General features: G+C 73.2%; 20 protein-coding genes and 1 riboswitch. Of the genes, 10 read left to right on the forward strand and 10 right to left on the reverse strand.

Translation table 11 applies throughout. The annotated features are described in order from the left end of the window. Positions 1 to 34 precede the first annotated feature (34 nt). From ABZT87_RS15320 to pseB, 4 genes are read right to left on the reverse strand one after another with little or no spacing between them, the layout of a single operon-like run. Positions 35 to 1,864 (reverse strand): class I SAM-dependent methyltransferase, encoded by a 1,830-nt coding sequence (locus ABZT87_RS15320; RefSeq protein WP_355136061.1) that lies wholly within the window; start codon positions 1,862 to 1,864, stop codon positions 35 to 37. After that, positions 1,854 to 2,705, reverse strand: a complete 852-nt coding sequence (locus tag ABZT87_RS15325; RefSeq protein WP_355068162.1) for a hypothetical protein — start codon at positions 2,703 to 2,705, stop codon at positions 1,854 to 1,856. Before ABZT87_RS15325 ends, ABZT87_RS15320 begins: the two co-directional genes overlap by 11 nt. Positions 2,706 to 2,715: 10 nt before the next feature. Then, positions 2,716 to 3,873, reverse strand: coding sequence for an aminotransferase class I/II-fold pyridoxal phosphate-dependent enzyme (locus ABZT87_RS15330; protein ID WP_355136063.1), 1,158 nt, complete (start codon positions 3,871 to 3,873; stop codon positions 2,716 to 2,718). After that, positions 3,870 to 4,853 (reverse strand): UDP-N-acetylglucosamine 4,6-dehydratase (inverting), encoded by a 984-nt coding sequence (gene pseB / locus ABZT87_RS15335; RefSeq protein ID WP_354855104.1) that lies wholly within the window; start codon positions 4,851 to 4,853, stop codon positions 3,870 to 3,872. The genes ABZT87_RS15330 and pseB overlap by 4 nt, the downstream gene beginning before the upstream one ends. 364 nt (positions 4,854 to 5,217) lie before the next feature. On the opposite strand from pseB, the gene ABZT87_RS15340 reads away from it, so the two are divergent. Then, positions 5,218 to 6,951, forward strand: coding sequence for a hypothetical protein (locus ABZT87_RS15340; protein WP_355136065.1), 1,734 nt, complete (start codon positions 5,218 to 5,220; stop codon positions 6,949 to 6,951). Between the two features lie 110 nt (positions 6,952 to 7,061). Here the strand turns inward: ABZT87_RS15340 and ABZT87_RS15345 are convergent, their stop codons facing one another. After that, complete coding sequence (locus ABZT87_RS15345; RefSeq protein WP_355136067.1) at positions 7,062 to 7,571, reverse strand: GNAT family N-acetyltransferase; 510 nt, start codon at positions 7,569 to 7,571, stop codon at positions 7,062 to 7,064. Between the two features lie 99 nt (positions 7,572 to 7,670). Between ABZT87_RS15345 and ABZT87_RS15350 the strand changes: the two genes are divergently transcribed. Genes ABZT87_RS15350 through ABZT87_RS15365 form a run of 4 tightly spaced genes read left to right on the forward strand, consistent with a single transcriptional unit; the run spans position 7,671 to position 10,482 of the window. Then, positions 7,671 to 7,922: an acyl carrier protein gene (locus tag ABZT87_RS15350; protein ID WP_354855107.1), complete on the forward strand. Its 252-nt coding sequence runs from the start codon at positions 7,671 to 7,673 to the stop codon at positions 7,920 to 7,922. Then, a complete protein-coding gene (locus ABZT87_RS15355; protein ID WP_355136069.1) occupies positions 7,919 to 9,214 on the forward strand; it encodes an AMP-binding protein in 1,296 nt (431 codons plus the stop codon). The genes ABZT87_RS15350 and ABZT87_RS15355 overlap by 4 nt, the downstream gene beginning before the upstream one ends. After that, the gene (locus ABZT87_RS15360) at positions 9,207 to 9,962 is read left to right on the forward strand and encodes an SDR family NAD(P)-dependent oxidoreductase (RefSeq protein ID WP_354855109.1); all 756 of its coding nucleotides are present in this window, start codon (positions 9,207 to 9,209) and stop codon (positions 9,960 to 9,962) included. The genes ABZT87_RS15355 and ABZT87_RS15360 overlap by 8 nt, the downstream gene beginning before the upstream one ends. Then, on the forward strand, positions 9,946 to 10,482 hold the full coding sequence (locus ABZT87_RS15365; protein ID WP_355136071.1) for a hypothetical protein: 537 nt from the start codon (positions 9,946 to 9,948) through the stop codon (positions 10,480 to 10,482). The genes ABZT87_RS15360 and ABZT87_RS15365 overlap by 17 nt, the downstream gene beginning before the upstream one ends. Positions 10,483 to 10,996: 514 nt before the next feature. Here the strand turns inward: ABZT87_RS15365 and pseI are convergent. After that, positions 10,997 to 12,049, reverse strand: coding sequence for a pseudaminic acid synthase (gene pseI, locus ABZT87_RS15370; protein ID WP_355136073.1), 1,053 nt, complete (start codon positions 12,047 to 12,049; stop codon positions 10,997 to 10,999). 133 nt (positions 12,050 to 12,182) lie between these two features. Continuing rightward, positions 12,183 to 13,367, reverse strand: a complete 1,185-nt coding sequence (locus tag ABZT87_RS15375) for a glycosyltransferase (protein ID WP_355136075.1) — start codon at positions 13,365 to 13,367, stop codon at positions 12,183 to 12,185. 247 nt (positions 13,368 to 13,614) lie between these two features. Here ABZT87_RS15375 and ABZT87_RS15380 point away from each other — a divergent pair, with 247 nt between their 5' ends. From ABZT87_RS15380 to ABZT87_RS15400, 5 genes are all read left to right on the forward strand, one after another. Continuing rightward, a complete protein-coding gene (locus tag ABZT87_RS15380; protein ID WP_354855113.1) occupies positions 13,615 to 14,808 on the forward strand; it encodes an acyltransferase in 1,194 nt (397 codons plus the stop codon). 92 nt (positions 14,809 to 14,900) lie between these two features. Next, positions 14,901 to 15,383: a hypothetical protein gene (locus ABZT87_RS15385; protein ID WP_355136077.1), complete on the forward strand. Its 483-nt coding sequence runs from the start codon at positions 14,901 to 14,903 to the stop codon at positions 15,381 to 15,383. A 218-nt stretch (positions 15,384 to 15,601) separates the two neighbouring features. Next, positions 15,602 to 16,369: a hypothetical protein gene (locus tag ABZT87_RS15390; protein ID WP_355136079.1), complete on the forward strand. Its 768-nt coding sequence runs from the start codon at positions 15,602 to 15,604 to the stop codon at positions 16,367 to 16,369. Positions 16,370 to 16,654: 285 nt separating this feature from the next. Beyond that, a riboswitch (cyclic di-AMP (ydaO/yuaA leader) is annotated at positions 16,655 to 16,795 on the forward strand. Between the two features lie 232 nt (positions 16,796 to 17,027). After that, complete coding sequence (locus tag ABZT87_RS15395) at positions 17,028 to 17,870, forward strand: C39 family peptidase (RefSeq protein WP_355136081.1); 843 nt, start codon at positions 17,028 to 17,030, stop codon at positions 17,868 to 17,870. A gap of 125 nt (positions 17,871 to 17,995) precedes the next feature. Continuing rightward, positions 17,996 to 18,742, forward strand: a complete 747-nt coding sequence (locus ABZT87_RS15400; protein ID WP_355136083.1) for an alpha/beta hydrolase — start codon at positions 17,996 to 17,998, stop codon at positions 18,740 to 18,742. Between the two features lie 4 nt (positions 18,743 to 18,746). Here the strand turns inward: ABZT87_RS15400 and ABZT87_RS15405 are convergent, their stop codons facing one another. The 3 genes from ABZT87_RS15405 to ABZT87_RS15415 form a co-directional block, all read right to left on the reverse strand. Then, on the reverse strand, positions 18,747 to 20,417 hold the full coding sequence (locus ABZT87_RS15405; protein ID WP_355136085.1) for a CDP-glycerol glycerophosphotransferase family protein: 1,671 nt from the start codon (positions 20,415 to 20,417) through the stop codon (positions 18,747 to 18,749). A 39-nt stretch (positions 20,418 to 20,456) separates the two neighbouring features. Further along, positions 20,457 to 21,962 carry a bifunctional cytidylyltransferase/SDR family oxidoreductase gene (locus ABZT87_RS15410; RefSeq protein ID WP_355136087.1) on the reverse strand — a complete coding sequence of 502 codons (1,506 nt, stop codon included), beginning with the start codon at positions 21,960 to 21,962 and terminating at the stop codon, positions 20,457 to 20,459. A 144-nt stretch (positions 21,963 to 22,106) separates the two neighbouring features. Further along, positions 22,107 to 22,916 (reverse strand): ABC transporter ATP-binding protein, encoded by an 810-nt coding sequence (locus ABZT87_RS15415; RefSeq protein WP_354862102.1) that lies wholly within the window; start codon positions 22,914 to 22,916, stop codon positions 22,107 to 22,109. Positions 22,917 to 22,918: the final 2 nt, after the last annotated feature.

Consider the following 22,918-nt stretch of genomic DNA (forward strand, 5'->3'; position numbering starts at 1 on the left):
CGGCTCGCCGTCGCGGACGCGTTGTCGTCGCCGGTCACTGCTGCTCCTCCTGCCTCGGCGCGAGCGCCGCCCGAGCTCGCCGCTTGGCGGCACGCGCACCCCGCTTGGCCAGCCGGGCCGGGGTGATGGCGAGCCGGCCGACGCGGTAGCTGATGGACCCGCTGAGCAGGCCGATCTTCGCCTCGGCCCGGCGCAGCGCCCGCTCCCGGGAGGTGAGCAGCTCGTCGGTCCATCGGGTCAGGGCGGCGAGCCGGCTGATCTCCTCGCGTTGCCGCAGCCACGCCTCACGCAGCTGCTGGTAGCTGCGCGCGCCGACCGGCGGGTCGGTCGGCTCGACGGCCTGCAGCTCGGCGGCGAGGGTCGCGCGGCCGTTGGCGTCCAGGCCGTGCAGCGTGGCCGCGATCGCCGCCTCGGCCTGCACCGCCTCGGCCACGGTCGCCCGGTCCAGGTCGTGGCCGGCGAGCCCGCCGAGCACCACGGTCAGGCCCGCGACGTCGAGAGTGGACGACCACGGGTGGGCGTACCCGCCGGTGAGCAGGGCCGCCGCGAAGCGCCACAGGCCGCGGGCCAGCACCACGTCGCCGGGCAGCGTGTCGGTGGCCCGCCAGCTCGGGTCGAGCACCGCGTAGCGTTCCCCGCTGACCACCATGTTGTCGGTGCTGGCCAGCGCCGCCGCGCCGGCGAGTCGGCCGTCGGCGTCGGCCTGGCCGGCGAGCCAGCCCGCGTACCCGTGCAGCAGCGTGCGCAGCGTCGCCAGGTCGCGGCGCAGCGCGGCGTCGAGCAGCACAGTGTGCAGCAGCCGCCCGGTCGGCACCGGCCCGGACAGTGCGGCCGGGTCCCGGTACGCGGCTTCGCGGCTGGCGAACGGCGCGGCCGGCGTGCTCGTGCCGGCGCCAGTGCCGGCGCTGTGGCCCCACCGCCAGCCCGACGGGCCGTCGAGCACCTCCAGCACACCGATCCCGGGCTGGCCGGACTGCCCGGTCTGCGCCAGCGCCACCGGCAGGTCCCCGTCGACGGTGGCGTCCGTGGGCCCACCCGGCCGACGGGCCAGCATCAGCCAGGCCGGCGCGAGATCGGCGGCACGCCCGGCGTGCAGGGCGTCCACCGCCAGCCGGGCCGGGTCCTGGAGCACGGTCGCGGTGCCGAAGGCCCCGGCGCAGGCGCCGTGCAGCACCGCGTCGAACAGCCCGCAGCCCGCGCCCCGGTCGAGCTGGTCGGCGTCGAGCAGCGCCGTCGCGGTCGCGCCGTCGGGGTACGCGGCCCAGCAGGCGACCGAGCGCAGCCCGGCGCCGGTGAGCCGCTCGCGCAGTTGGTCCCGGTTGGCGGGGTGCGCCTGGTCCAGCACGCCACCGATCACCCAGGCGGAGTCGTCGCGGGCGGCGTACCAGGGGGTGGTGGCGACCAGCCGGTGCAGCCCGAGCGGGTTGTCCAGGCGCAGCAGCAGCGCGCCGCCGGGGCGTACCGCCGCGACCAGTCGTGCGAGCACGCCGTCCCAGCCCAGCCGGGTGCCCTCCACCGACTCCACCGGGTCCAGTCCGGCGGCGGCGATCACCACGTCGTACGTCTCGTCGTCGGGCAGCCCGGCCGGGCCGCCCACGACCACGCGGGCGGCCCGCTGAGCCAGCGCCACCGCGTCCGGGTGGCTGCGCAGCAGGCAGGTCACCTCGGCGTGGGCGAGCCGGACGAGCAGCGCCGGGTCGTGCGGGCCGGCCAGCAGGACCCGGGCGCCGGGCGGCACGATCCGGGCGGCCAGCGCGGCGAGGGGCCCTCCGTCGGCCAACCGCTCCTTGGGCAGGTCGGACCAGGCCAGCATCTCGCCGCCCGGCAGGGTGATCCGGCCGGCGGGTGCCGTCTCAGTCGTCACTGTCGTCCTCTTCTTCTTCCGGAAGGTTCGCCCAGCCGAGCAGCTCCCGCAGCTCGGGCGGTGTGCAGCGGTGGTCGGTGCCCAGCTCCGCGCGGGCGATCGAGACCGCGGTGGGCAGGTCGACCTTCGCGCCGTGCAGTTCCGGCCACTGCCGCCGGATGCGGGCGGTGCCGCCGAAGGTCGGGTCCTCGTTGGACAGGATCATCGGGTCGCCGTAGACCGCCGGTTCGCAGCCGGCCGCGATGCCGTAGAAGATCGCGCTGGTCAGCCGGTTGGATGCCACCCGCCGGTGCCGGCGCAGCTCGGTCAGCTGCTTGTCGAGGAACTCCGGGTCGGTGTCCTTCCACCAGTGCCCCCGGTAGCCGTGGCAGATCACCCGGAACCCGGCGCGTTCGTAGAGCCGGCGGACGTGGCGCATGCCGTACTCGTGCCAGTAGAGGCACACCGTGACCGGGCCGGGCTCGGTGTCGCGGATGCGGGCGATCAGCTCCCGGTGGTCGCCCTTGACGTGCTGGCCCTCCCAGCCGTGGAACGGGTACCAGATGGTGCCCTCCCGCTCCTGCGCCGGCGGGTTCTCCGGCCGCATGGCCAGCAGGTAGGTGAACGGGGCGCCGATCACGACGACGTTGCGCCGCCCCACCGACCAGGCCCGGCGGCGGGTCTGCTCGGACCAGAGCAGGCTCGGAGTGCCCTCGGCGTACGGGTGGCCCGGGGCCAGACCGTCGCCGATGTTCCAGCCGTGCTGCACGTACCCGTTGATCCGCGGGGGATGCCGGTCGCCGAGGCCGGCGTAGCGGGCCAGCACGTGGGCGTGGCCGTAGAAGTGGTTCGCGTGGTGCATCAGGTTCCCATCAGGCGGCGGTACGCACCGAGCCGGCCCGCAGGGCCACGGCCAGCGCGTCGATGACGCGGTCCTGGTCGGCGTCGCTGAGTCCCGGGTACAGCGGCAGCGACAGCTGCTGGGTGTAGAACGACTCGGCCACCGGGCACGATCCGCGCCGGTAGCCCAGGTCGGCGAAGGCGGGGTGCCAGTGCACGGGCAGGTAGTTGACCTGCACGCCGATCCCGGCGGCCCGCATCCGGTCGTACACCTCGCGGCGACGCCCGTCGAGCACCCGGATCGGGTAGAGGTGCCAGGCCGGGTCGGCCCACGACTTGCGGGTCGGCAGCAGCACGCCGTCCAGGTCGGCCAGCGCCTCGTCGTAGCGGGCGACCAGTGCGCTCCGGCGGGCCTTGAACGCGGCGAGCCGGCGGAGCTGGCTGCGGCCCAGGGCGCACAGCACGTCCGGCAGGCGGTAGTTCAGCCCGAACTCGTGCACCTCCTGGTGCCAGCCACCCTCGTCGGCGAAGCGCAGCTCGGCGCGGTCGCGGACGACGCCCACGCCGCGGAACCGGCGGGCCCGCTTGAGGATGCGCGGATCCAGCGCGGCGACCGCGCCGCCCTCGGCGGTGGTCAGGTTCTTCGTGGGGAAGAACGAGAACGTGGTCAGGTCGGCGAGCGAGCCCACCGGACGGCCGTGGTATGTCCCGCCGATCGAGTGCGCCGCGTCGGCGAGCAGCAACGCGTCCGAGCCCTCGACCGACGTGCGCAGGGCGTCGTAGTCGGCCGGGTGGCCGGCGTAGTCGACAGCGGAGACGACCTTGGTACGCGAGGTGACCGCCGCGGCGGCCGCGGCCGGGTCCAGGCAGAACGTCTCGTCCTCGACGTCGGCGAACACGATCGTCGCGCCGAGGGCGACGGCGCTGCTGGCGGTCGCCACGAACGTCATCGGCGGGACCACCACCTCGTCGCCCGGTCCCACCCCGGCGGCCGCGTACGCCACGTGCAGCGCCGCGGTGCCGTTGGAGACGCTGGCGACGCCGACCCCGCCGGTCCACCTGGCGAGGTCGGCCTCGAACGCGTCGACCTGCGGCCCGGTGGTGAGCCAGTCGCCGCGCAGCACGTCGGCGACGGCCGCGATGTCGTCCTCGCTGATCGACTGTCGGCCGTACGGGAGCATCGCTGTCATGCGGTGAGGCCGAGCATCTCGCGTAGCTGCTGCACGCTGAGCCACTCGTCGTTGGTGTCCGACTGGTAGGCGAAGCCGTCCGGCACGGGCTCGCAGTCGACCGGCGGCTGGTAGCCCCAGCCGGCGATGGTCGGCTGGACGATGTAACGGTCCTTGGCGCGCAGCGTCCGCCGGCTGTCGTCCGGGGCGATCATCTCCTCGTGCAGCTTCTCGCCGGGCCGGATGCCGATCTCGTGGGTGGTGGCGTCCGGCGCGACGGCCTCGACCAGGTCGAGGATGCGCATGCTGGGAATGCGCGGCACGAACAGCTCGCCGCCCTGCATCTGGTCGAACGAGTCCATGACGAACTGGACGGCCTGCTCCAGGGTGATCCAGAACCGGGTCATCCGCTTGTCGGTGATCGGCAGGCTCTTGCCCTCGGCGGCCAGCCGGTGAAACAGCGGGACGACCGAACCGCGGCTGCCGACCACGTTGCCGTAGCGGACGACCGCGAACCGGGTCGGGTGGTGCGCGGCGTAGTGGTTGGCCGAGACGAACAGCTTGTCGCCGACCAGCTTGGTGGCGCCGTACAGGTTGATCGGGCTGGACGCCTTGTCCGTGGAGAGCGCGATGACCTTCTTGACGCCGGCCTCGATCGCGGCGTCGACCACGTGCTGCGAGCCGGTGATGTTGGTGGCGATGAACTCCGACGGGTTGTACTCCGCCGTGTCCACCTGCTTGAGCGCGGCGGCGTGCACCACGTGGTCCACGCCGTGCATCGCCCGGGTGAGGCGGTGCCGGTCCCGGATGTCGCCGATGAACCAGCGCAGGCGCGGGTCGTCGCCGAGCTGCTGGCGCAGCTCGTACTGCTTGAGCTCGTCGCGGGAGAAGACCACCACCCGGGCGGGGTCGGCCTCGGTGAGGATGTGCCGGAGGAAGGTCCTGCCGAAGGAACCCGTTCCCCCGGTGATCAGAATGGACGATCCATTCAACTCACTCAATTTGGTGCTCCCGTGATCGTGGATGAACCGGCGGCCCTCGGCCGGCCGACCGGGGTGAGACGCTAACCCCGGCGGGTTAACGCCTCGGCGCTCGCGGGTTAACCGCTGCCCCTGCCGTCGTGAATGGCGAGCAGCGCGCGGGCGAACATTTCCAACCGTCCGGAAAGCGGGCTGACCAGGCCGGAAACGGCCGCTACAGTGGCCGCGCGAGCGACCCGCAGCCTCTGCGCGCCGTCGTTTCCCGCGTTCACCCGACATCCGCACCGCCTCGGTGCGAGCGGGTCATCCCCGAGCGTCACCGGCCGGTAGGCGTGCCCACCGGTGGGCACGCCTACCGGCACGGCCGGCAGTTCAGGAGGCGTTGATGACATCCGGCAGCGACGTGATGGAACGGCCCGCGGTCCCGACCGGGACACCGCCCGCGACACCCGCGCGCCGGTGGCTGATGCCGCTGCTGCTGTTCGTCGGCTGGGTGCTCAGCGTCGCCTGGCGGATGTGGCTGTCGCGGCACATCGCACTGCCGATCGCCCACACCGACGAGGACAGCTATCTGAACACCGCCCGCGCCCTCGCTGGTGGACCGGGCGGGTTCAGCAGCGAGAACGACCTGCTCCGCCGCGTCGGCTACCCGATGCTGATCTCGCCCGCGTTCCTCGGCGACCGGGACTTCACCGACAGCTACCGGCTGGTCCAGCTGATCAACGCGATGGTCAACTCGGCGCTGCTGCCACTGGCGTACCTGCTCGGCCGGCGGGTGCTCCGACTGCCCCGCGCGTCCGCGCTGCTCGCGGCGGTGGTGGCGGCCACGCTGCCGGCCACCGCCTTCTACGCCGGTGTCGCCATGATCGACACGGTGATGGCGCCGCTGGTGGTCGCCTGGCTGCTCGCCGTACACCGTTGGATCGAGCGTCCCGGCCCGCTCGCCGCGGCCACCGTCGGCCTGCTGGTGGGCGCGTTCCACCTGCTGCACTCGCGCGGCCTGGTGATCGTGGCGGTGCACGCCGGGCTGGTCCTGCTGCTGTTCGTCCGCCGCCGGATCACCGCCGTCGCGGTGCTCGCGGCGCTGCTGCCGGTGTTGGCCATGGCGCTGGTCAACGAGGCCGGCATCCACGTCCTCGGCGACAAGGTCTACCTGTTGGGCAGCACCCCGGGCGGTGGCACGGTCGCCGCGGTCGCCTCGGGGCAGGGGGTGGTCCGCGTCGCGGCGGCCGTCACCACCCAGCTCTGGTACCTCGTGGTGATCACGTTCGGCCTGGCCGGGGTCGCCTGGGCCGCCGCCGTCCGGGAACTGTGGCGCCCGCGCCACGGCGACGCCATCCGTTGGACGATGGGTGTGGCGCTGGTGGTCACTGTCGGGGTGGCCGGCGGCGCGTCGGTGATCCTCGCCGGGATCACCGGCAAGCCGCTGGACGCGATCTACGGCCGCTACGTGCAGATGCTGGCCCCGTTCTGGCTCCTGGTCGGGCTCGGCGTGCTGCTCACCGCGGAGCGTCGGGTGGTGCGGCGTCGGGCGGCGGTCGCGGTGGGCCTGCTGGTCGCCGGTGGCGCGTTGGTCGCCGTCCGCCTCGCGTACGTGGCCAGCCGGGGGCACTCGCTGCGCTACGGCGGCTTCGGGGCACCGGACCTGATGGCGTTGACCGGCGGCTGGCGGGAGATGCGCCCGGTGGTCGGGTCGCTGCTCGGCATCGGCGCGTGCGTGCTGCTCGTGGCCGCGGTCCGGGTGCCCCGGCTGCGGTTGCCGGTGCTCGGCGCCCTGGTCGTGGTCAACCTCGTCACCATGCAGGTGATCGACCAGCGGCTGGTGCGGCCGATGGCGGCGAGCACCGCGCCGACCCCCCGGGTCGCCGACGTCGGGGTACGCCCCGGCGAGCGCGTCTGGGCCTCCACCGGCGTGCACTACATCCTGCGGTTCAATCTCAGCCACCAGGTGACCTGGACCGATGTGCGGTGGTTCCGCGAGCAGCCGCCCGCGGCCGCGCAGGTGGTGTTCACCCGCTGGGCGCCCGGCCAACCGGACGACTGGGACGGCGCGAAGTACGGCTTCGTCCGGCTCGGCGGCAACGCGCAGCAGCACTGGGCGGCCTGGCGCCGAATCTGACCCGTGGACCCCTTCCGCCCCGGTGGACATCGGGTTTCGTGAACGGCGGATGTCCACCGGGCGGACGGGCGGTTAATAGTGTCGGGCCGGTCCGGAAATTGCGCCGACAATCAGCGCTGGCGGCGGTCCTCGCGCGCCAACGAAATCGGGATGACGGTGATTTCCCGACCCCCGGACAGTTCCTGTCGCGGTGTGCCCTCGACGAATCGGAAACGCCGGTTCATCTGCCGCACCACGGTGTTGTGTTCCAGCACCTCCCCGTCGAGCCGCGCCAGGTGCAGCCCGTCGAAGGCGTACTCCACGGCCTCGGACATGACCCCGAGCCAGGCCGGCAGCGTCTCGCCCCGCTCGGCCAGCCCGTCAGCGTCCAGATAGAAGCCCCACGCGCCGGTACGAGGGCCGTCCAGCCGCAGGTCGAAGAAGGTGACCACGCCGCAGGGCCTGTCGTCGCGGACGTACACCAGCACCCGCCGCGTCGGGTCGTCGCGCACCGCCGACCACCACCGGGCGTGCTCCTCGGCGGTGATTTCGTGGCTGGTCTTGCTGACCTGACGGTTGGTTTCCTGATTACGCCAGGACAACATCAGATGAACGTCGTCCGCCGTCGCTTCGCGCAGCACGTGCTCTCGCTTTCCTGTCTGTTCACGTCCGGTCGGAGCACCTTACCCGGGCCTACCGGGAAAGCAGTTATCCATTCGCTGGGTTGTAGACTCCGGCGTATGAACGAATTGAGTCGCGCGCAGATCCGCGACCTCATGGCTCAAGTGCTGAAGAACCAGGACAAGGAGCTGCCCGCCGACGACGCGGCGCAGCTGCGGGACATCGGATTCCGGTCACTGGACTTCTCCGAGCTGGCCCTGCGGGTGGAGGACGAGACGGGGGAGGAGCTCAACTTCGACGCCCCTGGCCTGCGCCGCATCGCCACCGTCGGCGACGTCCTCGACTTCCTCGTCGAGCTCCAGCAGCAGTGACCGTCGCGACACCCCGTCCGGCCGCCGCGGGCTCAGAGCCGGCCGGCGTCGACAACCGCCTCGTCGTCGGCGGCGCCCCGCTGACCTGGCGGACGTTGCCGACGCCGACGCTGCCCGACCCCGCCGCGGTGCTGGCGCACTCCGCCGGGCACGCGCTCGCCGCCGCGCGGCAGCACGCCGTGCACGGCACCGAGCTGCTGCTCAGCACCGCGAGTCGGGTCGACGCGACGATGCGCGCCGAGCTGCTGGACGCCGGGTTCACCGTCGCCGTCCTCGACGACGACGGCGCGCATCCGAGCATGCCGACCCACCCTCGGGCCGCCGAGCCCGGCCGGCTGTGGCTGCTCACCTCCGGGTCGACGGGCCGCCCCAAGCGGGTCGGCCACACCCTCGACACGCTGACCACCGTGCGGGCCGACCAGCCCGACCGGACCTGGCTGTGCCCCTACGCCCCCGGCACGTACGCCTGGTGGCAGGTGGTGACCCTGTCGCTGACCCGGCCCGGTCAGCACCTGGTGGTGGTCGAGCCGGACGAGCTGGACGACTGGCCGGCGGTCGCCGCCGCGCACGGGGTCGACGCCGCGTCCGGCACGCCGACCTTCTGGCGGCGCACCCTCTACCGGGACGCCGCCGCGCTGGCCCGGGTGCCGCTGCGCCAGCTCACCCTGGGCGGGGAGCCGGTGGACCAGGCGATCCTGGACCAGCTGCGGGACGTCTTTCCCGCCGCCCGGATCTCCTGGATCTACGCGTCCTCCGAGGTCGGAGCGTCCATCGTGGTGCACGACGGGCGGGCCGGGTTCCCGGTCGAGTGGCTGGACCGGGAAACCGCGGGCCGACCCACCCTCTCCGTCCACGACGACGAGCTGGTCGTCACCTCGCCGTACCACGGGGCCGGGTTGGCCGGCCCGGTCCGCACCGGGGACCGGGTGCAGGTGGTCGACGGGCGGGTGCTGATCACCGGCCGACTGGACTCCGACGAGATCAACGTCGGCGGCAGCAAGGTCTCCGCCGGTGTGGTCCGCGGCGTGCTGACCGGGCATCCGAACGTGGCGTGGGCCCGGGTCACCGGCCGCCGGGCCCCCGTGCTCGGGCGGATGGTGGTCGCCGACGTGGTCCTCACCCCGGCCGTCGCCGACGGCCTCGCCAACCCGGCCGACCCTTCCGTCAGCGTGCCGGACGAGGCGGCGCTGGTCCGCTGGTGTGCCGACCGGCTGCCCGAGCACGCGGTACCCCGCAGGATCCGCGTGCTGTCCGAGATTCCCGTCAAGGAGACCCTGAAGAGCGATGTCTGACCCCGCCGACACCCAGCTCGTTCCCCCCAGCTCAGTGGTCCTCGTCTCCGGCGGTTCCCGAGGGCTGGGCCTGGCCATCGTCACCGACCTGCTCGACGCGGGCGTACGGGTGGCCGCGTTCGCCCGTACCGTCACCCCGGAGCTGGAGAAGCTCGCCGCCGAGCACCCCGACCGGGTGCACGTCGGCTCGGTCGACGTCACCGACCTGCGTGCCGCCCAGGGCTTCGTCCGCGAGGTGGAGCAGCGTCTCGGCCCGATCGACGGCATCGTCAACAACGCCGCCGTCGGGCAAGACTCCCTGCACGTGCACACCGCCACCGACGACATCGCCCGGATCATCGAGACCAACCTGACCGCGCCCCTGCAACTGACCCGGTTGGTGATCCGCCGGATGCTCGGCAAGGGCCTGCGGGGGCGGATCGTCAACATCACCTCGATCTGCGCGCAGCGCGGCTTTCCGGGCCTGGTCGCGTACTCGGCCACCAAGGGCGGCATGGACGCCGCCACCCGCTCGCTCGCCCGGGAGCTCGGTGGCCGGATGCTGGTCAACGCGGTCGCGCCCGGCTTCTTCGCCTCGGAGATGTCCGCCGTGCTCGGCCCGACGCAGCTCGACCAGATCGTGCGCCGCACCCCGTCCGGCCACCTGACCGAGCCGGTGGAGGTCGTACCGGTGGTGCGGATGCTGCTGCGTGAGCACACCAACATCAACGGCCAGGTCATCGTGGTAGACGGTGCCGCCTCCATCTGACCTGCGGCCGGTACTGCCGCCGGCGCCCGGCCTGGTCGACGCTGGCCCGGTCGACGCTGGCCCGGTCGACGCTGGCCCGGCCGCGCCGCCGCCGTCGTCCGGGACGGCACGCCCGGTGCCGGGACTGCTCGCCAGCGCCGAACGGCATCTACGGATCGGTACGGCCGCCGAGCTGGCCGACGCGACGACCCGCAGTCATCTCGACGACGGACGCTGCGTCGGCTGGTACGGCCCGCTCGTGCCGGGCTGGCGCGCGGCCATCGACGCGGAGCGCGCCGACGCCCCGGTGCCCCCGGCACTGGCCCGGCGCTTCGGCGCGGGTGACTTCTGGGCCCGGTGGACCCGGGCCGAGTGCTGCTGCAAGTTGGCCGACGTGCCGATCGCGACCTGGTGGCGCCGGCACGGCCTGGGCACTCCGGTGGACGGCACCATCCTCTGGCGCACCCTGCGCGTCGCCGAGCTGGTGGTCACCGTCGGCTTCGCCCCCCGCCACTACGCCGGACCAACCGACCGCGACTGACGCTCGGAACGCCGCAGCTGTCGGCCTGTGTCGGTGGCGTCGCGGCTGTTGGTGTTTTGCCGGTGGCGTCGCAGGTGTCGGCGTGCGTCGGTGGCGTCGCGGCCGTTTGGTGTTTTGCCGGTGCTGCCGCGCGGCTGTCGGTGTGCGGCGGTGCTGCCGCAGGTGTCGGTGGTGCCTGTCGAGCTGCCCCGAATATGGGGCAGTACCGGGAGCACACGCCATGCCCCACCTTTGGGGCAGCTCGACAGGACGCAAACAGGGTCGTGCCCGGCGGATCGTGGCCGCACGCCATGTGTGGCGCAGCCCGGCGCCGGCCGGCCTGGCCCAACCCCGCCGGCATCAGCCCAGGCCCGCGGCTGTCAGCCCAGGCCCCGCCGCTGTCAGCCCAGGCCCCGCCGCTGTCAGCCCAGCTTCGCCGGCATCAGTCCTGCAAGCCAGCTCAGTCCTGCCAGCCCGGCTCGACCGGAGCCAGCTCAGCCCAGCCACACGGTTGAGCTGAGCCGGGCCGGGTCGGTCAGATCAGGTCCCAGCTGAGCGGGGTACCGCGCGGAACGTCGGTGGCGAAGGTGCGGCCCAGCACCCGGTCGATCTCCACCGGGGCCAGCCCACCGGCCGGCCGGATCGACCGGACGTTCCGTGCGGTCACCGGGTCGCCAGCCCGGACGTCCTCCACCACGAACAGCGAACGGCGGAACCGCAGCCCCTCCTGCTCCGCCGGGGTCGGGCCGATCGCGGTGCCGCCCAGCGCCGCGTACGCGCGGCCCGACTCGGCGACCAGCGCCGTCAGCTCCGCCGGGTTCAGCGAGAAGTCCGAGTCGACGCCGCCGTCGGCCCGGTCCAGGGTCACGTGCTTCTCGATGAAGCAGGCGCCCAGCGCCACCGAGGCGACCGCCACGCCGATCCCGGGCGTGTGGTCGGAGAGCCCGACCGGGACGTCGAACGCGCCGGCCAGCACCGGCAGGCGGCGCAGGTTGCTGTCGGCGGGCGGCGCCGGGTAGGACGCGGTGCAGGCCAGCAGGACGATGCCCGCCGCGCCACCGTCGCGGGCGGTCCGCACGGCGGCGTCGATCTCGGCCACCGTCGCCATCCCGGTCGAGATCACCATCGGCTTGCCGGTGCTGGCCACCAGCCGGATCAGCGGCAGGTCCACCAGCTCCGACGAAGCGATCTTGTACGCCGGCGCGTCCAGCGACTCCAGCAGTTCCACGGCGGTCGCGTCGAACGGTGACGAGAAGACCGTCAGCCCCCGCTCGCGGGCCCGGGCGAAGATCGGGGCGTGCCACTCGTACGGAGTGTGCGCCCGCTCGTAGAGGCGGTACAGGTTCTCCCCGCCCCACAGCTCGTGGCCGCTGGAGATGCGGAACGCCGGGCTGTCGACGTCGATCGTGATCGTGTCCGGCCGGTACGTCTGGAGCTTGAGCGCGTGCGCCCCGCTCTCGGCCACCGCGTCGACGATGGCCAGCGCCCGGTCCAGGTCGCCGTTGTGGTTACCGGACATCTCGGCGACCACGAAGGGTCGCTCCCCGGCACCGACCGCGTGCGGTCCGATCTTGATTGTCGCCGTCATTCCGACCTCTGCTCAGGGACGCCCGCACCGGGGTGCGGTGGTGCTGTCGTCGTCCACCCGACGGGCGGACGACCTGGAAAACTCCGGCGCCGGGAGCCGACGTGGCTCCCGGCGTGCGGTGCGGTGCGACGGGTCACGACAGGCGGCCGCCGGCCAGCGCGTCCGACCGGTCCGGGGTGACCTCGGCGGCCGTGTGCCCGGCGTCCGACGTGCTCGCGGGCACCGCCGGTCGGGAAGGGTCGTCGTCGGCCGGCGGCGACCCGGTGCTAGCGTCGGCACCACCGGCCGGGCCGGGCCGGCGCAACCGACCCGCGACCCGGTGCGCCTGCCGCAGCGCCGAGTACGCCAGCCAGTCACCGCGCCCCACCAGGCGGTGCTTGAGCCCGGTCACGCCCGAGGGCATCGGGTAGCCGCCGGTGGGCAGGTAGCGGCGGTAGTGCTCGGCGACCCGGTGGAAGAAGGCCCGCCGCAGGTGCGGGTGCAGCCGGTCGTCGTTGCCGACCACCACCAGGTAGTGGTTGATCATCAGCTGGAACAGCTCGGCCTGCAGGCCCTCGTCCGGGTACCGGCGGTTGACCCAGTCCATCAGCCGCTCGTACTGGCTGAACGCGTCGAAGTGCCGGCCGCTGCGGGTGGAAGTGATGGCGCCCTGGCGGCCCTGCCGGTACAGGTAGCAGACCCGGTCCAGCACGGAGATCTTCTCCGCGCCGATCAGCAGGGGGTGGCTGAACGGGATGTCCTCGTACCAGCCGGGGAAGAAGCGCAGCTCCAGCTCGTCGAGGAAGGCTCGGCGTACCACCTTGTTCCACGCGGTGTGCTGCACCCGCAGCAGCTGCGGCTGGTCGGCCAGGCGGGCCACGCCCGGTACCCCGCGCAGCAGGTGGCTGCTCGCGTCGACCTCCCGCCGGCCGTCCTCGTGCACCCGCAGGTGGTCCAGCATCAGCACGTCGGGCTGGTGCTCGCGCAGCCGGTCCAGCACCGCGCCGATCGTGCCCGGCGGCAGCCAGTCGTCGCTGTCGACGAACCAGACGTACCGGCCGGTGGCCACGTCGAGGCCCGCGTTGCGGGCCAGGCCCAGACCCACGTTCTTGCTCAGGTGTACGACGCGCACGCCGTCGTGGCCGGCGACGTAGGACCGCAGCATCGCACCGCAGCCGTCCGGGGAGGCGTCGTCGACGGCGATCAGCTCGACCGCGTCCGACTCACCCGCTGGGATGTCCGCCCGGATCGACTCGAGGCACTGGTACAGGTACGCCTCGACGCCGTAGACGGGCACGACGATGCTCAGCAGCGGCGCGTGCGTCGGCTCATTGACCACGTCGCCACCTTTGACGACGCGGGTGGCCAGCCCCGGAACCGCACGTGGCGAAGGAAGGTGGAATCCCTGAACACCCGCGAAGCGGAAGGTTAACAACGGCCGCCCGGTTCACCCGGGAGTGACCCGGTAGGGTGCCTCGGTGCGGTCCTGTCGGGCCGTCGCGGGCGTCGCCGTCGCGCCGTCCGACGCCGCGCGCCGAGGAGGAGACGTACGTGCTGGTGACCCTGCGAAGCGTCGGGACCCCGGCATGACGAGCACCACCGACGCGCCGGCCGCGCCGCCCGCGCCCGCTGTGGCCCGGCTGCCCTCACTGACCGGGTTGCGGTGGATCGCCGCGTTGCTCGTCTTCGGCTTTCACGCCGGGACGATGCGGATCATCGCCGAGCCGGACTACAAGGCGGTGGTCGACGGGCTGTTCACCCTCGGCCTGTCCGGGGTGCAGTTCTTCTTCATCCTCAGCGGCTTCGTGCTGGTCTGGTCGGCCCGCCCGGGCGACTCCCGGGCAGCCTTCTGGCGGCGGCGGGTCGCGAAGATCTATCCGAACCACCTGGTGCTGTGGGCGGCCGCGCTGCTGGTCGCCTGGTGGTTCGCCGACCCCGTCCTGCCGGCGGCCGCCCTGGAGAACGTGCTGCTGTTGCAGGCGTGGGACCCCCGGCCGGGCTGGTTCTACAGCATCAACACGGTGAGCTGGTCGCTGTCCTGCGAGTTCTTCTTCTACCTGTGCCTGCCGCTGGCGCTGCCCCTGCTGCGCCGCGCCCGGCCGTCGGTGCTCTGGACGCTGATCATCGCGCTGCCGCTGCTGATCCTCGCGCTCTGGCCGGCGCAGCACCTGGTGCCCGAGGTCAGCCGCTGGTGGTTCACCCAGGTCTTCCCGCCGGTGCGGTCGCTGGAGTTCTGGCTGGGCGCGGTGGCGGCGGAACTGATGCTGCGCGGCCTCTGGCGCGGGCCGCGGCTGACGGCGGCCACCGCGATCTTCGTGGTCACCTGGGTGACCGCCGCGCAGTGGATCCCCGCTCAGTGGTGGACCACGCTGCTCGCCATCGCGTACCTGCTGGTGATCACCGCTGCCGCCGACGCGGACGTGCGGGGCCGGCGCTCGCCGTGGCGCTCCCGCCCGCTGGTCTGGCTCGGTGAGGTCTCCTTCGCCTTCTACCTGGTGCACGTGCTGGTCATGACGAGCGTGCTGCGGCTCAGCGGCGACTGGGGGACCGGCTTCCGGGGCTGGCGCGGCCCTGCGGTGGTGCTCGGGTTCCTGCTGGTGAATCTGGTGCTCGCCGGGCTGCTGCACCGCTACGTCGAGACCCCGATGATGCGCCGGCTCGCGCCGCGCCGCCCGAAGCGGCCGTCGGCCGTCCCTCCACAGCGCACCGGCGACACCGACGACCGGGCCCCCGGCGCAGGCCGGACCGACGAACGATCGACGTACGCCGACTCGCGCTGACCCATCCGCCCAGGCCGGACGCGGTCGGCGCGGCGTGAGCCGACACGCCCGGCGTCGATGCGCACGGTCGTCGTCGGCGGTAGCGTGGGGACGTGCTTCCGGTCGCGCTCACCTGTCCCCTGTGGTGGGTGGCGCGCTGGGCGACACGGGTGCTGACCAGCCTCGCCGTCATCGCCGCCCTCGCGCTCGGCGCGACCACGGCCCTTCCGGGGTCGCCAACGCCAGCCGCCTCGGCGACGTCCGCAGTCGAGCCGCCCGCGTCGCCCGACCGACCCGCCGCCGTGACCAGCACCGGGCCCGCGACGTCCATCGTCGACGACGACCAGACCGCCGCCCGCGACAGCGCCACCCGCGACAGCGCCGCCGTTGACGAGTCCGCCGCCGTTGACGAGGCCGGCTCGGCGTGGTCCGCCGACCCGCAGCCCGCGCTGCACGGCACTTCGCGCACCCTGGTCGCCACGTCGACCGGTGTGACGCCGGCGCGGGCGGTCTCCGAGCGGTCACCCCGCGCCAACAATCCGGCCGCCCGCGCTCCCCGGGCCCCACCGGAGCACCGAATCACGGCGGGTCACTGACCGCGCACCGGCTCCTGACCCGCACCGGGTCACTGACCTCCGCGCCGGCCACTGGCCACCGCACCGGCTGCTGAGCCGCCCCGCCGCAGCGCCGAGGCCCCGATCGAGCGTCCCGCCACCGCACCTGTCGACACACCAGTCCGTACCAGCCGACCCGCGGGTCACCGACCCTCGTGCGGCTTCCCCGTCGCAACGCGCATTCTCCCGAGGTGCCGACCATGGAGACCGTCGTCTTCTACCAGTTCCTGACCGAGGTGCCCCAGGCCGCCGCCATCTGGTCGGCCCTGTTCCTGCTGGCGCTGACCGTTCTCGCCGTGCTGGTCGCCCGTCCCGAGCCGGACTCGACCGCCTCCGAGCCGATGCCGCCGCCCACCGCCCAGGAGGTGGCCGCCGCCGAACTCGCCGACCTGCGCCGCTACGCCGAAGAGGTGGCCGTGGCCGCGGCCCGCGCGGCGCAGACGGCCCGGCGACGACGCGCTGACTGGCTGATCACTCAGGAAGAGGCGCAGGCCGCCTGGTCCCGGTACGACGAGGCGGACACCGCAGCCCGTCGGTTCGCCACCGCCGGGGCGCTGCCGACCCCACGTACCCCGCACACCCCGGCCGAGTACGCGGCCCGGGAGCGCTACCTGCACCGTGCCGCGATGGCGGCGCACTGGCGCGGCGAGTTGACCATGACTCAGCTCGGTGACGTGTTCGGGCACCGGCGCGGCTGGGATCCCCGCCGGCACCCGGTCGAGCAGGAGGTGCTGCTCACCCGGGCGATCCGTGACGCGAGGCTGGCCGACCACCGGGCCGCCGACGAGCGGGAGCGGTCGGCCTGGCGGGACGCGGAGCTGGCCGCCGAGTCGGCACGCACGCTCGCCGAGGAGGCGTACGCGGCGGCGGTCCGGTTGCGGCCGAACCCGCTGCCGTCGCGCCGTACGACGACCCGGGCGTCGCGTTCGGCAGTCGTGACACGCTGGCGTCCGGCCCGGGTCGGTTGAGCCCGATCTGTTATGTGAGGCCCGTCACGGACGATGGAAATCGGGCGACCGGCACCATCGGCGGCCAATGTTCGCGCGATTGCGGCGGCGTTGCCGGCAGCCTGTCCGGTTGTCGCCCGTCGGCGCCTCCGGAACCGGTTGTCCCATCGAGTCACGTCAGCGGCAATACGCGCAGAAATTGGTGCGCCAAACGATGTTTACGCAGGTGGGCGTGGCTTGGCAGGGTCCGCACTGGCCAGTACTGTCGTGCTGTCCGGTGCGGTAACCGATCGCAGGAGGCGACGCCGTGCCGACCCGCTCAATCGTGATCTACGAACCGGGGACCCACAGTAAGTCCGGGGTGAATCCGCGAGCCACGGCCCGCGGTAGGGCGATCTTCCCGCCCGAATCCGTCAGCTAACCCGGTAGGCGGTGACGGAAGGAGTTCCATCCTCGTGCAGCACCTTTCCACCCCTCGGTTGTTCCCCCGCCTCCACGGCGTCGCGGCGCCCCCGCTCATCCGCCTTGTGACGGTGAGCTGACCCCCCGGGTCGCCGCCTTTCCCGCCCGGCCGCGCCGGGCGTTCCCCTGAGCGGTTCACCATCCGCGGACCACGGTTCGCGCGCTGGCGCCTGCCCGGATACCGGCCGAGCCCGGTGTGCCGCTCACCCCCCGAACCGTGGAGGACCCCGTGAAGCACACCCTGCAGCGTCAGCTCCGTCGCCTCGCGACCGAGCGCCCGTACCAGATCGTCGCGGCCTCCGCCGCGGCCCTCGCGATCGCCACCACGACCGGCGCCCTGCTCGCCGGCACCGACGGCGCCCCGGCCAGCGAGCACACCGCGACCACAGTCGCCGAGATGCGCAGCGACACCATCGCGTCCCGCGACCAGGCGCGCGTCGCGTCCCCCTCGGCCGTGCCGAGCACTGCCGCCCCGGCCACCAGCGCCGCGTCGCCCGCCGCGAAGGCCACGAGCAACCCGGACCTCACCCGTAAGCCGACGCCGCCGAAGCCGCCCGCGACCAAGGTGCTCGACTACGACTACGAGGCGCAGAACACGTACTACAACTGCGGCCCGGCGGCCACCCGCAACGCCCTCAGCGCCACCGGCATCGACCGTACGCAGGAGGAGCTCGGCGCCGAGCTGGGCACCACCGAGATGGGCACCAACTCGGCCGAGGACACCACCCGGGTGCTCAACGCCGAGGTGAAGGGTTCCCCGTACCAGACCCGGATGTTCGCGGGCACGCCCAGCCCGGCGCAGATGGACCGCCTCCAGGCCGACGTCGTCAAGGCCATCACCGACGGCCGGGGCGTGGTGGCCAACGTCGTCGGCGACGCCACCGACACCAATGGCGGCTGGCACTCCTACGGCGGTGGGCACTACATCGCCGTCGTGGGCTACAAGGACAACGGCCGGACCGTGCGGATCGCCGACTCGGCGAACGCGGCCGACCCGGCGTACTGGATCACCACGATCGACCTGGCCAACTGGATCGCCACCCGGGGCTACTCCGCCTGACCCAGGCGCTGACGCCCACGACGCCGCGGGCGCCGTCCCCCACGAGGGGCCGGCGCCCGCGGCGTCTCGCGTCGATGCCGATGACGGCTCTCGTACCGGGCCACGAACCGTGGGAGACTGCGGCCGTGGTGGACGAATCGGTTGGTCACGCCGGTCGCGGGCCGGTCCTGCTGCTGCTGCACGGCATGGGAGCGACGGGCGACGTGTGGCTGCCCTGGGCGCCACTGCTGGAGCAGCACTGGCCAGGGCGGTGGTTGGCGCCGGATCTCGCCGGGCACGGCTGGTCGGCCCCGCTGTCGTCGTACTCCTTCGAGGGTCTGGCCCAGCGGATCGCGCAGGGCCTGGCCTTCGACGACCGCATCGTGGTGCTCGGCCACTCGCTGGGTGGGGTGGTCGGCCTGGCGCTGGCGGCCCGCGACGCCGGGCTGCCGGTGGACGCGGTGGTCGGGTTGGGCATCAAGGCGGTCTGGTCACCCGCCGAGCTGGCCCGGGCCGCGGAGCTCGCCGCCCGCCCGCTCGGTTGGTTCGCCAGCCGCACTGAGGCCGCCCGCCGCTACCTGCGGGTCGCCGGCCTCACCGGCCTGGTCTCCCCGGACCACCCGATGGTGGACGCCGGCCTGCGCCAGGTCGACGGCCGGTGGCGGCTCGCGATGGACACGAGCGCGTTCGCCGTCGGCGAGCCCGACCTGACCGCGCTGCTGGCGGCGACCGACGTGCCGGTGGTGCTGGCGCGCGGCGAGCACGACCCGATGGTCACCGACGCGCAGCTCAAGGAGTACGGCGTGCCGGTCGCCACGCTGCCCGGTCTCGGCCACAACGCGCACCTGGAGGACCCGGCCGCCGTGCTGGCGCTGCTGGACGCCTACCGCTGAGCTGCTAGACCGGTGCTGACGTGGCCAGGTTCTCCGCCGGCGCCAGCTCTCGGCGCGCGGCCGTCAGGAAAGCCTCGGCGTACGACTCGGCGGGGAAGTCACCCAGGTAGCGGCGGCGGGTGGCCCAGCGCTCCTCGGCCAGCGGGTCGGTGTCCAGCAGCGCGGTGAGCGCGGCGTCCACATTCGACATGTCGCGCCGCAGCACGTAACCCGACCCGGCCAACGGGAAACGGTGGGTGAACCGGTCGCCCTCGTCGCCCATGTCGGTCACGGCGTACGGCTTGCCGGAGTAGAGGTAGTCCGAGATCACGCCGGACACGTCGGAGACCAGCGCGTCCGAGCGGTTGACGCAGTCGGTCAGGCTCAGCTCGCGGGCCGCCGCGCCGAAGACGTGCTGCCGTCCGCTGCGGGCCCGGTCGGCGGCCAGCAGCTCGGTCAGCCGGCCCAACTGGCGTGCCGACGCCGGGTTCTGCGCCGTGTACGGGTGGGCCCGCAGGATCACCGTGGCACCGCGCTCCAGCAGCCGTCGCAGCAGCTCCTCGGCCACCGGCAGCGAGCAGTAGTCGGCGTCGGCGTGGTGCCCGGTCCAGGTCGGGGTGTAGAGCACCGTCGGGCTCGCGAGGCCGCGCGCCGGCTCCCGGCGTACGTCGATCGACTCGACCTGCGGGCGGCCCACCACCACGAACTTGTCCGCCGGGATCCGCACCCCTGCACGGGCGTACCGGTCGATCGCCGCCGGACCGGCCACGAAGATCCGGTCGAAGATCCCCGAGACCGGGTTGGCGCTCGGCGCCTTGTCGCTGTCGCCGTGGTGCAGCTGGATGTGGGTGAGCTGGGTGAACCGGACGCAGTGGCTGTTCTTCGCCCCGTGGTTGACGTAGAACGCCACCCGCAGGCTCGGCACCAGCGCCTCGTCGATCGCCCGCAGGGTGGGGCAGTAGACCACCGGCGCGTCGGTGGCCGCGGCGATGGGCGCCAGGAACTCCGGCTCGCGCACCAGGACCAAAAACGGCCTGCCGATCCGCTCCAGGTACGGCAGCCACATGGTGACCTGGTATTCCGAGCCGGGCGGCGCGGAGAAGTAGAGCAGGAACTCCGGCTGGTGCCGGCGCAGCGCGCGGGCCACCGGCCCACCGCCGCCGGTGGGCCGGAACCGCCGCCGGGCCAGGTCCAGCGCGACCGCCCCGGCGCCGGCGCCCACCAGCAGGCTGACGACGAGCGCCACGGCGGCGGGCAGGGTCAGCGCGGCGGCGAGGGCCACTGCCGCGAGCAGCCCCAACAGGGCGACGCCGAGCCGGTCGGCGATCAGCGGGGTCCAGGCCCGTACCGGCAGGTTGGCCGCCCGGACCTCCAGGTTGCCGGCGGTCCGCAGCGGCCCCACCAGGAGCACCAGCCCCAGCAGGACCAGCGCCGTGGCGGCCAGCGCCGGGTCGAACCCGTCGTCGAGTCGCCGGGTGTAGCCGACCAGGACCGCCGCGGCGATCAGCGCCGTCTCGGCGACCAGGTCAGCGCCGGGCCGGATCCGCTGCTCGGCGGCCGCCGCGGCCAGCGCCGCGACGGCCAGCGCCAGCCCCCACCCGGTGGCGCCGGTCAGCGCCACCACGACGAACGCCAGCACCGCCAGACCGACGCTCAGGCACCGGGCAAGCAGCTTTCGGACCAGGTCACCACGCATGTCGTTCCGTTCGCCGCCGTCGGAGTTCCGTCGCCCGCGTCAGCTCGCGGAGGTCACGGCCGCCGCCGCCTCGGCCCGCGCCGACTGGGCCGGCACCGACGGACCGTTACCGGGCGCCCGGCGTACGTCGATGACCTGACCGGTCAGGTCGGAGATCAGCACGTCCAGCGACGACTGGGCGACGGCCTCCGCCGCGAGCAGGGTGTGCTCCGGCTCCTCGCCGAACGCCCGGGTCCGCATCGGGGTCGCGGTCCGCTCCGGGTTGATGCAGTTGACGCGGACGCCCACGTCGGCCCACTCGTCGGCGAGCGCCTGGGTCAGGTTGACCAGGGCGGCCTTGGTGGCCGAGTAGAGCGCGTAGCGAGCCCGACCCCGGGTGTACGAGCTGGAGGTGTAGAGCAGCAGCTGGCCCTTGGTCTGCTGGAGGTACGGGAGGGCCTGGCGGGCTATGGTCACCGGGCCGACGAAGTTGACCTGCAACAGCCGGTCCATCGTCTCTTCGTCCATCTCGGCCAGGGCGCCCTTCTCCAGGATCCCGGCGGTGACGACCACGTGGTCGATCCGGCCGGTGGCCTCGAAGGCGGTCGTCAGCGCGGCCTCGACGTCCTCGGCGCGCTCCACGTGGGTGCCAGTGGTGGAGCGGCTGAACGGGAAGACCTGCGCGCCGTAGCGCCGGGCCAGCTCGGTCAGCTCGTGGCCGATGCCGTAGCTGCCGCCGAACACCACGATGGTGCGGCCGGTCAGCTCCTCGCTGTAGCTGCGGTGGTCGGTCAGCCGGGGCGCCTGCGCCGCGGCGAGCTGGAAGAGCTTGTCCGCCAGGTGCACGTCGACCGGGTGGGTGACCTTGATGTTCTCGTCCGAGCCGTCGATCACCTTGATCGGGGTGCCCGGCAGGTAGCGCAGGACCACGCCGCAGTCGTCGGTGGCCGCGAAGTCGGGGTCACCCTCGGCGATCCGGTACGCCTCGCGGATGGTGGGGGAGCGGAACGCCTGCGGGGTCTGTCCCCGGCGCAGCCGGGAGCGCACCGGGATGTCGGTGATGCAGTCGTTCTCGTCCACCTGGATGATCGTGTCGGCGGAGGGGATGGCGACGTCGACGGCGTCGTAGGTCCACAGCGCGTTCACGCACTCGCGGACGATCCGGCCGCTGAGCAGCGGGCGCACCGCGTCGTGGAAGAGGATGTTGCAGTCGGCCGGGCCGACCGCGTCCAGCGCGATCCGGGTGGTCGCGTTGCGGGTGTCGCCACCCTCGATCACCTTCGTGACCTTGCGCAGGCCGGCCTTCTCGACGATCTGCCGGGCGTCCTCGACGTGGCCGGTGGCCATCAGCACGATGATCTCGTCGATCTCCGGAGCGGCCTCGAAGACGGCCAGGGTGTGCTCGATGATCGGCTTACCGGCGATCTTCAGCAGCTGCTTGGGGATGCCGAGGCCCAGCCGGGTCCCGGTGCCGCCGGCCAGCACCACGGCCACTGTCCGCGAGGGCCGCCACGGTGCGGGGGTCTCCGTTGCGGCGTCCGGGCCAGTGGTCTGGTCCTGCGTCATTGCCGGATCCTCACTCTCAGAATTGCGTTAACGGAAGGTTCCGCCCGAGCGGCGACGGAATGAACCTTAACGCGCGGACCGCGCCGCCCCAATGCGGGCGACGCGGTCCTGGTGCCGTGTCGATGCCGGAGGTTGGCCGGCACTCTACTTGCTGTTCGCGTACGCCTCGTATGCGCGGATGACCTCGTCGGTGGGGCCGTCCATCCGGAGAACGCCCGATTCCAGCCAGATCGTCCGTTCGCAGGTGTCACGCACGGACGAGAGCTGGTGGCTGACCAGGAACACCGTGCCGGCGCCCTCGCGCAGCTCGCGTACCCGCTGCTCGCTGCGCTTGCGGAAGCCCTTGTCGCCGGTGGCGAGCGCCTCGTCGATGAGCAGCACGTCGTGCCTCTTGGCGGCGGCGATGGAGAACCGCAGGCGGGCCGCCATCCCGGAGGAGTACGTGCGCATCGGCAGGCTGGCGAAGTCGCCCCGCTCGTTGATCCCGGAGAAGTCGATGATGCCCGCGGCCTGCTTGGCCACCTCGTCGGGGTGCATGCCCATCGCCAGGCAGCCCAGGACGACGTTGCGCTCGCCGGAGAGGTCGTTGAGCAGCGCGGCGTTCACGCCGAGCAGCGACGGCTGCCCCTGGGTGTGGATCGCGCCCCGGTTGACCGGCAGCAGGCCGGCGATGGCCCGCAGGATGGTGGACTTGCCGGAGCCGTTGCTGCCGATCAGCCCGATCGCCTCGCCCCGGTACGCGGTGAACGAGACGCCCTTGACCGCGTGCACCTCCCGGACGTTCGGCGCGTTGGTGCGCTTGACCAGCCGGCGCAGCGCGGCCACCGGAGTGGTGCCACCGGTGGCACCCTGGTGGACCCGGTAGATGATGTGTGCGTCGTCCACCACCACGGTGGGGATCCGCTCCTGCGCCAGCACGGGCAGGGACACGGTCGCCTCGTCGGCGGCCCGCAGGG

The sequence above is a fragment of the Micromonospora sp. NPDC005237 genome (assembly GCF_040607775.1).
In the GTDB taxonomy this organism is placed as follows: domain Bacteria; phylum Actinomycetota; class Actinomycetes; order Mycobacteriales; family Micromonosporaceae; genus Micromonospora.

Coding starts and splice junctions, on each gene's coding strand:
- ABZT87_RS15325 (WP_355068162.1), bottom strand. CDS start 2,705: ATGCACCACGCGAACCACTTCTACGGCCACGCCCACGTGCTGGCCCGC.
- ABZT87_RS15330 (WP_355136063.1), bottom strand. CDS start 3,873: ATGACAGCGATGCTCCCGTACGGCCGACAGTCGATCAGCGAGGACGAC.
- ABZT87_RS15340 (WP_355136065.1), top strand. CDS start 5,218: ATGACATCCGGCAGCGACGTGATGGAACGGCCCGCGGTCCCGACCGGG.
- ABZT87_RS15350 (WP_354855107.1), top strand. CDS start 7,671: ATGAACGAATTGAGTCGCGCGCAGATCCGCGACCTCATGGCTCAAGTG.
- ABZT87_RS15360 (WP_354855109.1), top strand. CDS start 9,207: ATGTCTGACCCCGCCGACACCCAGCTCGTTCCCCCCAGCTCAGTGGTC.
- pseI (WP_355136073.1), bottom strand. CDS start 12,049: ATGACGGCGACAATCAAGATCGGACCGCACGCGGTCGGTGCCGGGGAG.
- ABZT87_RS15380 (WP_354855113.1), top strand. CDS start 13,615: ATGACGAGCACCACCGACGCGCCGGCCGCGCCGCCCGCGCCCGCTGTG.
- ABZT87_RS15390 (WP_355136079.1), top strand. CDS start 15,602: ATGGAGACCGTCGTCTTCTACCAGTTCCTGACCGAGGTGCCCCAGGCC.
- ABZT87_RS15405 (WP_355136085.1), bottom strand. CDS start 20,417: ATGCGTGGTGACCTGGTCCGAAAGCTGCTTGCCCGGTGCCTGAGCGTC.
- ABZT87_RS15410 (WP_355136087.1), bottom strand. CDS start 21,962: ATGACGCAGGACCAGACCACTGGCCCGGACGCCGCAACGGAGACCCCC.